This window comes from Prevotella sp. kh1p2 (genome assembly GCF_900111525.1).
In the GTDB taxonomy this organism is placed as follows: Bacteria; Bacteroidota; Bacteroidia; order Bacteroidales; family Bacteroidaceae; genus Prevotella.
On record NZ_FOHY01000008.1, the window covers coordinates 43,260 to 54,664 of the forward strand.

10 protein-coding genes and 1 pseudogene are annotated in these 11,405 nt (G+C 56.5%); 6 read left to right on the forward strand and 5 right to left on the reverse strand.

Annotated elements, in window-relative coordinates; genetic code table 11:
• Positions 1-67: 67 nt before the first annotated feature.
• Genes BMW31_RS06095 through tsaB form a run of 5 tightly spaced genes read right to left on the reverse strand, consistent with a single transcriptional unit; the run spans position 68 to position 4,424 of the window.
• Positions 68-1,237, reverse strand: coding sequence for a 1-deoxy-D-xylulose-5-phosphate reductoisomerase (locus tag BMW31_RS06095; RefSeq protein WP_091822614.1), 1,170 nt, complete (start codon positions 1,235-1,237; stop codon positions 68-70).
• 29 nt (positions 1,238-1,266) lie between these two features.
• Complete coding sequence (gene rimM / locus BMW31_RS06100) at positions 1,267-1,788, reverse strand: ribosome maturation factor RimM (protein WP_091822617.1); 522 nt, start codon at positions 1,786-1,788, stop codon at positions 1,267-1,269.
• On the reverse strand, positions 1,788-3,098 hold the full coding sequence (gene murA / locus BMW31_RS06105; protein WP_091822623.1) for a UDP-N-acetylglucosamine 1-carboxyvinyltransferase: 1,311 nt from the start codon (positions 3,096-3,098) through the stop codon (positions 1,788-1,790). Before murA ends, rimM begins: the two co-directional genes overlap by 1 nt.
• A gap of 2 nt (positions 3,099-3,100) precedes the next feature.
• Positions 3,101-3,694: a DUF4290 domain-containing protein gene (locus tag BMW31_RS06110; protein ID WP_091822851.1), complete on the reverse strand. Its 594-nt coding sequence runs from the start codon at positions 3,692-3,694 to the stop codon at positions 3,101-3,103.
• A 37-nt stretch (positions 3,695-3,731) separates the two neighbouring features.
• Positions 3,732-4,424, reverse strand: a complete 693-nt coding sequence (gene tsaB, locus BMW31_RS06115) for a tRNA (adenosine(37)-N6)-threonylcarbamoyltransferase complex dimerization subunit type 1 TsaB (RefSeq protein WP_091822628.1) — start codon at positions 4,422-4,424, stop codon at positions 3,732-3,734.
• A 90-nt stretch (positions 4,425-4,514) separates the two neighbouring features.
• Between tsaB and BMW31_RS06120 the strand changes: the two genes are divergently transcribed.
• The 6 genes and pseudogenes from BMW31_RS06120 (at position 4,515) to BMW31_RS06145 (ending at position 11,387) form a co-directional block, all read left to right on the forward strand.
• Complete coding sequence (locus BMW31_RS06120; RefSeq protein ID WP_091822632.1) at positions 4,515-5,390, forward strand: YicC/YloC family endoribonuclease; 876 nt, start codon at positions 4,515-4,517, stop codon at positions 5,388-5,390.
• 151 nt (positions 5,391-5,541) lie between these two features.
• Positions 5,542-6,015: an endonuclease domain-containing protein gene (locus BMW31_RS06125; protein ID WP_091822635.1), complete on the forward strand. Its 474-nt coding sequence runs from the start codon at positions 5,542-5,544 to the stop codon at positions 6,013-6,015.
• 295 nt (positions 6,016-6,310) lie between these two features.
• Positions 6,311-6,910 (forward strand): annotated as a pseudogene (gene gmk / locus BMW31_RS06130) (guanylate kinase); the annotation flags it as partial.
• Positions 6,911-6,959: 49 nt separating this feature from the next.
• Positions 6,960-7,616, forward strand: coding sequence for a nicotinate (nicotinamide) nucleotide adenylyltransferase (nadD, locus tag BMW31_RS06135; RefSeq protein WP_091822644.1), 657 nt, complete (start codon positions 6,960-6,962; stop codon positions 7,614-7,616).
• Between the two features lie 809 nt (positions 7,617-8,425).
• Positions 8,426-10,288, forward strand: coding sequence for a phosphoethanolamine transferase (locus tag BMW31_RS06140; RefSeq protein ID WP_091822647.1), 1,863 nt, complete (start codon positions 8,426-8,428; stop codon positions 10,286-10,288).
• A complete protein-coding gene (locus tag BMW31_RS06145) occupies positions 10,281-11,387 on the forward strand; it encodes an acyltransferase family protein (RefSeq protein WP_091822650.1) in 1,107 nt (368 codons plus the stop codon). The genes BMW31_RS06140 and BMW31_RS06145 overlap by 8 nt, the downstream gene beginning before the upstream one ends.
• Positions 11,388-11,405 lie beyond the last annotated feature (18 nt).

An 11,405-nucleotide genomic window follows, 5' to 3' on the forward strand; every position in this document is an offset into this window, starting at 1 on the left:
TGTTGTTGGCCGGCCGCCGGGGCTCATCTGCCTGCTGCGGCCTACCGAATTAAATGCTTGATAATCGTTAACGGGTGGTTTGTCTGCCATTCATGAGTTCGGCGGCTATGCGTCGCGCCTCGGCGTCGGTCTGTATGTAGACCTCGTAGTCGGGGTTAGCATCGAAAGTGGCCTGGGCCATCGTCTGCTCTATCACATCGGCCATGCCGAGGAAAGAACAGTCTCCCCGGCGGAAACCGGCATTCACCACCTCGTTGGCAGCGTTGAGTATGCAGGGCATGTTGCCGCCTCTGTTGATGGCATCGTAGGCCAGTGAGAGGCATTTGAACTTGCTCATGTCGGGTTCCAAGAACTCCAGCGGCTGCCTGAACAGGTCGAGCCGGTCGCCGTCTAAGTGCAGTCGCTTGGGGAAAGTGAGTGCATACTGGATGGGCAGGCGCATGTCCGGCACGCCCAGTTGCGCCTTCACGCTGCCGTCCATGAACTGAACGGCGCTGTGTACGATGCTCTGCGGGTGGATGAGTACCTGTATCCTGTCGGCCGGAACGCCGAAGAGCCACTTGGCTTCCATGACCTCGAAGCCCTTGTTCATGAGCGTTGCCGAGTCGATGGTTATCTTTGCACCCATCTCCCAGGTGGGATGCTTGAGCGCGTCGGCCGCCGTCACGCGTTCCAACTGCTCGTGGCTGCAGAGGCGGAAAGGCCCTCCGGAGCAGGTGAGAAGTATCTTGTCAATCTCGTTTTGGTCTTCGCCGACCAGGCTCTGGAATATAGCACAGTGCTCGGAGTCAACTGGCAGGATGTCTACATGGTATTGCAGAGCCAGCTGGCAGATGAGTTCACCCGCCACGACGAGCGTCTCCTTGTTGGCCAGAGCAATCTTCTTACGGGCGCGGATGGCGTGAATGGTAGGCGAAAGGCCTGCAAATCCCACCATTGCAGTGAGCACTATGTCGATAGGGTCGGCCTCAACAATCTGGTCGAGGGCATCTTTGCCGGCGTAGACCTTTACTTCCGGCATGTCGCTCATGAGCTGTTGCAGTGGCTGGTAGTGGGCTTCGTTGGCAATGACGATGGCTGCCGGGCGAAACGCATGGGCCTGTGCGGCCAGTTCCTCATAGCGGTCGTTGGCCGTGAGGCAGTAGACTTCGAACAGGTCGGCATGCTGTCGGATGACGTCGAGCGCCTGTGTTCCGATGGAGCCTGTGCTGCCCAATATACAAACTTGTTTCTTCATGTTCTCTGTGTTAGCCGGAGCAGGCCTCGCTATAGGTCGAGGATGCCCTCCGGCAGATTGATTCTGATTTCCTTGTTGGCGGCATCCACGCCCTCGATAAGCTCCAGATGAGCGGGTATCAGCAGGGTTTTGCCGTCGGGAGTTTCTGTTTCAAAGAGGATGTTGAGCGTGGAATCATCTACGTGCCTGATGATTCCGACGGCGTTGCCACTATGGGTATCGACAAGTTGGAAGCCTGTTATCTCGGCCCAGGAAATGTCCTCCGGCGTGCTGTCCGACAGTTGGCGGGGGAAATAAACATCGCATCCCGTCAGCTCCCGGGCCTGCTCCTGGGTGTCGATATCGCAGAACTTGACCAGTGCAGTCTCGCTTCCGCGGAAGCGATATTCCTCTATAAAGAAAGGTACAAGTATGCCTTCGACTTCCAGAAACAAGTATTCGGCGTCGGTTCTGTCAAATACATCGTCCTCGAAGAGGAAGGTCAGCTCTCCTTTCACGCCGTGTGGCTTGCCTATGCGGCCTATTCTGTAAACGTCGGTGTCCCTTACCATCAGTTCTGTACGCGTTTGATGTTGGCTCCTAAGGCATTGAGACGGTGCTCGATGTCCTGATAGCCGCGGTCTATCTGGGCGATGTTGTCAATGCGGCTGGTGCCGTTGGCACTCATGGCAGCTATCAGCAGGGCGATGCCTGCACGGATATCGGGGCTCGTCATGCGGCCAGCGCGGAGCCTGAGCTTATGGTCATGGCCGATGACTACGGCACGGTGGGGGTCGCAGAGAATAATCTGCGCACCCATGTCGATGAGCTTGTCGACGAAGAAAAGCCTGCTTTCAAACATCTTCTGGTGTATAAGCACGCTGCCGCGGCATTGCGTGGCCACGACGATAAGCACCGAGAGCAGGTCGGGGGTGAGCCCAGGCCAGGGCGCGTCGGCCAGAGTCATGATGGAGCCATCGATGAAAGAGTCGACCTCGTAATGAGGCAGGCGGGGCACGAGGAGGTCGTCGCCCTCCGTGATAATCTTGACTCCGAGGCGCCGGAAGGCTTCCGGGATGAGCCCGAGGTTATTCACCGAGGCGTTCTTAATCCTGATGCCGTCGCCTACCATGGCTGCCATGCCGATGAAGGAGCCTACCTCTATCATATCGGGCAGAATGGTGTGGCGGGCAGCGTGCAGTTCCTTGACGCCCACGATGGTCAAAAGATTGGAGGCGATACCGCTGATGTTGGCTCCCATTGCATTGAGGAGATGGCACAACTGCTGGATGTAAGGTTCGCAGGCAGCGTTGTAGATGGTGGTTGTTCCACGTGCCATTACGGCTGCCATGATGATGTTGGCCGTGCCGGTGATGGAGGCTTCGTCGAGTAGCATATAGCTTCCGCGCAGCTGCTTGGCCTGAATCTCGAACACGTTGCGGTCGGCTACGTGCACAAACTTGGCTCCCAGGTTCTTGAAACCAAGGAAGTGGGTGTCCAGTCGGCGGCGTCCAATCTTGTCGCCACCGGGCTGTGCCACCGTTGCCTTGCCGAAGCGGCCCAGCAGCGGGCCTATCATGAGGACGGAACCACGCAGTGACGAGCAGCTCTTCACAAACTCATCGCTGTCCAGATAGTCAAGATTCAGCTCGTCGGCCTGGAAAGTGAAGTCGCCGGGGGCGTGCTTCGTCACCTTTACGCCAATGTCCTTGAGCAACCGGATGAGGTTGTTTACATCCAAGATATCGGGGATATTGGCAATACGGACAGGCTCTCGGGTGAGGATAGAGGCACAGATAACCTCCAGGGCTTCGTTCTTCGCGCCCTGTGGTGTGATTTCACCGTGCAGCTGATGGCCGCCCTCGATGATGAATGATTCCATGTCTATTTTCTTTTCTTCTTCTTCTCGGTCTCAGCCGCCGGCATCTTCTCGAAGGTAAACGAGTTGAGGTCGAGCTGTACCTTGCCGTCAGTGAAGCGGGCGAGGTCGTTGGCCACTTTCTCGTCATCTGCCGAGCCGTGGCTCCATTGGCGCAGGTTGCGCTTCATCTGGTTGGCAGCCAGCTTTACAAGTTGGTCGCGTTCCTGGCCCGGCTCCATGGCTTTCAGCTTGTCGAAGATTTCAAACAGCATCTTGCCATAATGCCTTACGGGAATTTGAGTCATGGGGTAGGCCAGCGGTTCGGGCTTGGTGGCTATCTTCTTAGCCTCGTCGATGTCGAAAGGCCAGTCGATGTCGAACTCGAAGTTGCTCATAATGGCCAGGTGATCCCACAGCTTCTGCTTGTAGTCACCGTTCTCCTTGTTCTGCGGAAACATGCGGGCCATGATGGCAACGATGCTTTCGGCACAGCGTTGGCGCTCTGCCTTGCTCTCCAAGCCTATGGCATGGTCCACCATCTTCTGCACTTCCCTCCCGTATTCGGGCAGCACCAGCTTCTCGCGCTGGGTGTTGTAGTCCAATCCTTCTATATTCATTTGCGTTGTGTTCATAATCAGTTGTGTAGTGTCTGCATCACAGCATCTTGCGCGGGAGCTTGGCCACGAAGTCTTTCAGATAGAAAGGCACAAAGTAGGCCACGTCTTCGAATTGTTCTGTTGCAATGCGTTTCTCGGCCAGGGGGAACATGTTCTTGGCCAGCGGTTCAATGTTCTTGATGAAGTGAGCATTGGGATGGTTGATGGTTTCCATGCACTTTTCGGCTCCGTTGCCGAAGAAGTAGATCGGTCGTTCGTCCAGATATTCCTTGTAGGTGTCGCCGTCAACCACGTCGGCATGGATAGGCCGCACTTCTTTCAGCGAGCGGTCGAAGAGCTGCGCGTACACTTCCATCCTGCGTGCGTCGAGCATCGGGCAGAGCAGGGCATCCTCCTCGGCTGCTATTTCGCGCAGCAACACGGGCACGCAGAGCAGCTCCAGCGTGGGCACGCCAATGAGTTTCAGGTTGCGGCCGTAGCAGATGCCCTTGGCCATCGAGATGCCTATGCGCAGTCCTGTGTAGGAACCGGGCCCGCAGCTCACGGCAACATAGTCTACGGGAATGGCGTGATTGTCGACAAACGACAGCGCCTCGTCCACGTACACGCCAAGTTTCTCATTGTGATTGGGCCCCGAATGGTCTTCCTTATTGAAGATGCACTCGGCATCATTGCTTACTGCCACGGAGCACACCTTGGTACTCGTCTCAATATTTAATATGCACGACATGAGCTGATATATTCTATTAATAAAGTGCAAATTTACTCTTTTCTCCCTTATTTTTCGTACTTTTGCAGAAATTTAACGCGAAAGAAAGTTATGATACAATCAATGACAGGTTACGGAAAGTCGGTAGCAACTTACCGGGACAAGAAGATCAACGTCGAAATTAAGTCGCTCAACAGCAAGGCCGCAGACCTTTCTACACGCATAGCGCCCCTGTACAGGGAGAAGGAAATCGAGATCCGGCAGCTGGTAACCAAGGCTCTGGAACGGGGAAAAATAGACGTTTCCGTCTGGATTGACAAGGGTGAAGCCGTTGATGCCACACCTGTTAACGCGCAACTCGTGGAGAATTACTACCGTCAAATTAAGGAGATAGCTGCCCGCACGGGCATTCCGGAGCCGCAGGACTGGTTCTACACGCTGCTCCGCATGCCCGATGTTACCACCAAGACAGAGGTCGAGGTGCTGGACGATGAGGAGTGGCAGGTGGTGCGCCAGGCCGTTATGCAGGCGCTGGATGCCGTCGTTGCCTTCCGCCGGCAGGAGGGAGCGGCGCTCGAAAAGAAGTTCAATGAGAAGATAGACAACATTGCCGCCCTGCTCGCCGGCATCGAGCCGTACGAGAAGAGCCGCGTACCCAAGATACGCGAGCAGATTGTCAAGGGCTTGCAACAGATACCCGAGGCCGACTACAACCAAAACCGACTGGAGCAGGAGCTCATCTACTACATCGAGAAACTCGACATCAGCGAGGAGAAGCAACGACTGGCAAACCACTTGAAGTACTTCCGCGAAACGATGGCAGAGACCCGTCCCAACGGCAAGAAACTTGGTTTCATTGCCCAGGAGATGGGCCGCGAAATCAACACCACAGGCTCCAAGAGCAACAATGCAGACATGCAGAACATCGTGGTGAAGATGAAGGACGAGCTCGAACAAATCAAGGAACAGGTGCTCAACGCACTGTGAACCTCCCCCGGCGCCTCCGAAGGAGGGGAGTGCCTGGCGGTTCAGGTTTCCTGTTGGGGCGGGATAGGGTAATGAGGTGGACTTGGGGAGAAAGCGGGAGATTTCTTTTTTCTCTGCAAGTGATAAGAATTTGAAGCTAAAAACGTGTTATATGGAAGAAGAGGATGAAGGACATGGCTACTTTGGCAACTACCATTACCAAACCAGCGAAGCCTCTACTTACACTTTGCTGAGGCGTAACGCCAAAAGCAACCGGCGTTATCCGACCGAAGCCGAGGCACTTCTCTGGGAGCGGTTAAAGGGCAAACAGTTAGGTGTACGCTTCCGTCGCCAGCATCCGGTTTATGGTTACATCCCCGATTTCGTCTGCTTGTCCCTCAACATCGTTATCGAAATTGACGGTGGCTACCACACTTCTGCCGCCCAGCAGCAGGCCGACATGGAGCGCACCCACTACTTAGAGTCCTTCGGTTTCCGCGTAGTAAGGTTCACCAACGACCAAATCCTTTACGATACTGACAAGGTAATAGAAAAAATAAAACAAACAATGACCAAACAATCAGCCCCAACCCCGCAAGGCACCCCCCTCCTTCGGAGGGGCCGGGGGAGGTTAAAAATTAAATAACAATCACCCAATGACCAAACAATCAGCCCCAACCCCGCAAGGCACCCCCCTCCTTCGGAGGGGCCGGGGGAGGTTAAAAATTAAATAACAATCACCCAATGACCAAACAATCAGCCCCAACCCCGCAAGGCACCCCCCTCCTTCGGAGGGGCCGGGGGAGGTTAAAACTAAAATAAAAAGAACCCAATGACCAAACAATCAGCTCCAACCCCGCAAGGCACCCCCCTCCTTCGGAGGGGCCGGGGGAGGTTAAACATTAAATAGCCCATCCACAATGACCAAACAATCAGCACCAATCCCGCAAGGCACCCCCCTCCTTCGGAGGGGCCGGGGGAGGTTAATCATCTTCTCCGCCCCCAGTGGCAGCGGAAAAAGCACCATCGTACAGTGGCTCATGAAGGAGCATCCGGAGCTCCGACTGGCCTTCTCCATCTCCTGCACCAGCCGCCAGCCGCGCGGCACCGAGCGTGATGGAGTGGAGTATTTCTTCCTCACTCCCGCCGAGTTCAGGCACAAGATAGAGGCTGGGGAGTTCCTGGAATACGAGGAAGTGTACGAAGACCGCTTCTACGGAACGTTGAAGTCGCAGGTCGAAACACAGGCTGCAAAGGGCGAGAACGTTGTCTTCGACGTCGATGTAAAGGGCGGTTGCAACATCAAGCAGCACTATGGCGACCGCGCCCTGAGCATCTTCATCCAGGCGCCATCCATCGAAGAACTGCGGCGCCGACTCGTGGCACGCGCCACGGATACGCCCGAGGCCATCGAAGACCGGCTGGCCAAGGCCTCGTACGAGATGACGTTTGCCCCGCGCTTTGACCATGTTGTCGTGAACGATAACCTGGAGCAGGCAGAGCAACAAACCCTGCAGCTCATCCGCGACTTCCTGAAATAACCCGCACCGGCGGTTCCTCCGCCCCTCTGCCCGGCAAATCCTACAGTCTATGAACACGCAACCCAAACGCACCCCTGCCGCTGCACGCCATGCAGAAAGCCTTGCCCGAGCCCTCAGCGGCGCCTCCGTGGTGGGCCTCTACGGCGGCTCCTTCAACCCCATCCACGTGGGTCACGTGGCTTTGGCGCGCCAGATGCTGCGCGCGGCCGGCCTCGACAGCATTCTTTTCATGGTCTCGCCGCTCAATCCCTTCAAGCAGGCAGCGCCCGACCTGCTTGACGATGACCTCCGCCTTGCCCTCGTTCGCAAGGCCCTCACGGGCGAACCAAGGCTCATAGCGTCCAACTATGAGTTCCGTCTTCCCAAGCCTTCGTACACCTGGCAGACGCTTCAGGCGCTGGCCAAGGACTTCGCCGGCGTGGAGTTCGTGCTCCTCATCGGCGCCGACAACTGGCTGGCCTTCGACCGATGGGGCCACTATCAGGACATTCTCGCTACCCACCGCATTGCCATCTATCCGCGTGCCGGCTACCCGATAGAGGCCGCCACGCTGCCCGAGGGTGTGATGCTGATGGAAACGGAGCTGTACAATGTGAGCAGTTCCGACATCCGCCGCCGCGCTGCCACCGGTCAGCCGATAGCCGGCATGGTGCCTCCCGCCATCGAGAACGATGTGATGAGGATGTACGGAAGTGCGAATGGATAGGCTGACGGATTGTAATGTACTGGTTTCGCAGCCTCTTGTGAGCCTCTTGACAACATGACCGTAGAACTTGCGGACGCAGGAGAAAGCAGGCCGGAGATTGCCGGATGCCAGCCCGCAATCCTGTCCAAACACGCTGATAACCTGCTTGCAGAATTGTTAAAAACCAGGTTATAAGTTGACAAACACCCCTTCCTGTTTTGCGACAGAAGCCAACAAAGCCACAGCAGGGGCGAAAAACGCGCTGTTTTCCGTATTTTCATAAAGCTCTGATAATCAGCTGTTTGTATTTCTTTCGTATTCTTTTGACGGCTTGAAAACAGTCTTTGGGGATGTTGGAAGATAGTTTTTGGGGGCTTAAAGCATGTAAATTGCATTGCGAAAGCACAGCTTCGGCCCCGTTGATGCTATCCTTCAACGGGCTTGAAGCTATCTTTCAACGAACTTGAAGCAATCCTTCGGCGGGCTTGAAGCATGCCTTATGGCGCCTGAAGCATAGCAACGGGAAGCTGAAGGGCGTGTTTCGGGCTGTTTGGCAGTCTCTTTCAACGGTTCAGGAAGTGTTAAATAACGGTCATATTTTATGACAATTTCCGCCTTGAAACAACAGTGGCTTACTGTTGCTTCACAGTCTCAAGGTTCCGGGAGCCTAAGACCGAAACGGCTGCTTGCAGCAGTCGGCGGCTCTGCTACCGGGCTGTGGCTGCGCCAAAAGAGCGGAAGGCAAGCGGGCGCAAGTGTTAATTCGCCTCGCGAACCTTGTTATATCCGGAAAAAAAGAGTAATTTTGCTGCATTATAAAGGTGTTGCGAATGAAGATATTAACGATTCTGGGAAAGATAATTGACAAGCTTTTCCGCCCCATCAAGGAGAATGCGCCATTCTTCGTATTCATGTATGCCCTCGGCGTTCTGTGCGCCTGGCTTACGCAACCCGATGGTAAACCGCTCTACGAACACCTTTATTCCGAACTTTTTGTCGATGTTTACCTGCTCTGCCTGGTGCTTGTGCTCATTCCGCGCAAGGCGAGGCGGTGGGTCAAGGCAGTGCTCTACGTGGCGTTGTACGGTGTGGCCATCGTCGATGTGTACTGCTGGGTGAAGTTTGAGTCGACCCTCACGCCCACCATGTTGCTGTTAGTAGGCGAAACGGACACCCGAGAGGCGGGCGAGTTTCTGCGCACTTATCTCTCTCCCGACGTCATTTTCTCGCCCGTGGGGTGGGTAGTTCTGCTCCTGCTTGTGCACGTATTCTGGACGCTGAGGCCGCAGATAGAGGAGCATCTCACCTACCGCCAGCGCGTGTTCCTGGGCTATCGGCTCCGTAAGGGGCGCGAGTGGCTGCGGCGTGCAGAGCCGTTTCTCGGTGTGGTAGTGCTGGTGACGTTCTGCTTCAGCTGGAGTGCAAGCTACGCGAACAAGAAAGCCTTCTGGCGCATCATGCACCAGCAGACGGTTGGGGACGTAGAGCATGCGCTCACGCAGCGCGGTCATGCCAACTTCTATACGCCCGTTAACAGGCTACTCTTTAGTCTGCGGGCCAACTCACTGGCTGCGGAACAGATAGACAAGCTCATCTCCGCCGCCGACAAGGTGCAGGTTGACAGCTGCTCGTTCCGCTCACCCAACATCGTGCTCATCATCGGCGAGAGCTACGGCAAGCAGCACTCGGCGCAGTACGGCTACTTTATGCCCACCACGCCGCGCCAGAGCCGGCGCGAGAAAAGTGGCCTGCTGGTCAAGTTCACCGACGTGGTGTCGCCCTGGAACCTGACGAGCTACGTGTTCAAGAACGTGTTTTCCATGCACGTAGTGGGCCAGCAGGGCGAGTGGTGCGACTATCCGCTCTTCCCGGAGGTGTTCCGCAAGGCCGGCTATCACGTCACCTTCCTGACCAACCAGTTTCTGCCCAAGGCCAAGGAGGAGGTGTACGACTTCAGCGGAGGCTTCTTCCTGAACAACCCGACGTTGAGTAAGGCGCAGTTCGATACGCGCAACAGCCAGGTGTTCCGCTACGACGCGGGCCTGCTGAGCGAGTACCGGCGGCTGCGGAAGGAGGACGGGGAGCACCAGCTAACCATCTTCCACCTCATTGGTCAGCACGTTAGCTACCGTCAGCGCTCGCCCCGCGACCGCTGGAAGTTCAAGGGCTCCGACTATGCCGACCACCGGCCGGAGCTCAACGACAAGCAACGGCAAACGGTGGCCGACTATGATAACGCCGTACTTTACAACGACTCCGTGGTAGACCAGATATGTAGGCTCTACGAACACACCAACACCGTGGTTATCTACATGCCCGACCACGGCGAGGAGTGCTATGAGGGAACGCGCGGCATCACGTGCCGTTTGCACTCTGCCCGGGTGGACTACGACCTGGCCCGCTATGAGTTCGAGATTCCGTTCTGGATATGGTGCTCGCACGAGTACGTGGTGCGCCATCCCGAAATATACCGTGAAATCATCCAGGCACGCCGCCGCCGGTTCATGACCGATGCCCTGCCGCACCTGTTGTTGTACTTGGCAGGCATCTCGGCGCCCAGCTATCACGCGGAGTACAACGTGCTGAGCCCCGACTACAACGAGCTGCGGCCGCGCCTGCTGAAGAAGTCGGTCGATTACGACAAGCTGCGTGAGGCCCACGAAGCCAAGGAAAAAACAATGCGACATGAATGATAACGAACTCCTGACGCGAGCCGAGTGCAACGCCCTTCGGGGTCTGGCAATCGTCGGAATATTCCTGCACAACTACTGTCATTGGCTCGGTCCCGTTGTCAAGGAGAACGAGTATCAGTTCTCCGAGCGTAATGTGGCCTGGCTGCACCGGGTGGTCATGGCCCCCGACGGCAGCCTGCCGCTGCATCTGCTGTCGTTCTTCGGCCACTACGGCGTACCGGTGTTCCTCTTCCTGAGTGCCTTCGGGCTGGTGCGCAAGTACGAGCAGAGCCCGCGCCACGTGCAGCCGGGAGCGCCGGAGGTGGGCGCGTGGGCCTTTGTGAAGTACCATTTTCTCAAGCTCTTCAAGATGATGATGGTGGGGTTTGTGTGCTTCACCGTGGTTGATGCCGTCACCCCGGGCAGCTGGCACTACACGGTAACGCAGGTGGTGGCCCAGCTCGGCATGCTGAACAACCTGCTCCCGAACCCCGACAGGCAGATATGGCCCGGCCCGTATTGGTTCTTCGGGCTCATGTTGCAGCTCTATGTAGTCTATCGGCTGCTGCTCTACCGCCGCCACTGGGGCTTTACGGTGGCGCTCATGGTGGCGTGCGTGGCGGTGCAACTGCTGCTCCAGCCCGATGGCGAGGCCATGAACCGCTACCGATACAACTTCATGGGCGGCATGCTTCCGTTCGGTTTGGGACTCCTCTTCGCCCGTTTCGGCACCCGCTTCTTCAAGGTCAACACGGGCAGGGCTGTGCTGCTGGCGGGCTTCCTGGTGGCTTCGGCCCTCGTGGTGTTCCTTGGCGAGAGCTTTGTGGGGTGGACTTTCGTGCCTCTTTTCATCTGTCTGGCCTCCGTCTATGCCGTCAAGCTCATCGGGCGAGTGCACATTCCGCACGTTACTCCGGCCGTGTTCGGCCTCTTGGAGTGGATGGGCGGCATCAGCGCTGCACTCTTCGTTATCCATCCGGTGTTGCGAAAGATATTCATTCCCATCAGCCGCGGCGGCGATGTATGGACGGGTCTGCTGCTCTATGTCATTGCTTCGGTGGCCGTGGCGTGGCTCGTCAGGGAGGTGATGAGGAAGATACCGGACCCGAAACTGAAGTGAATGGCAACCCGAGAAACC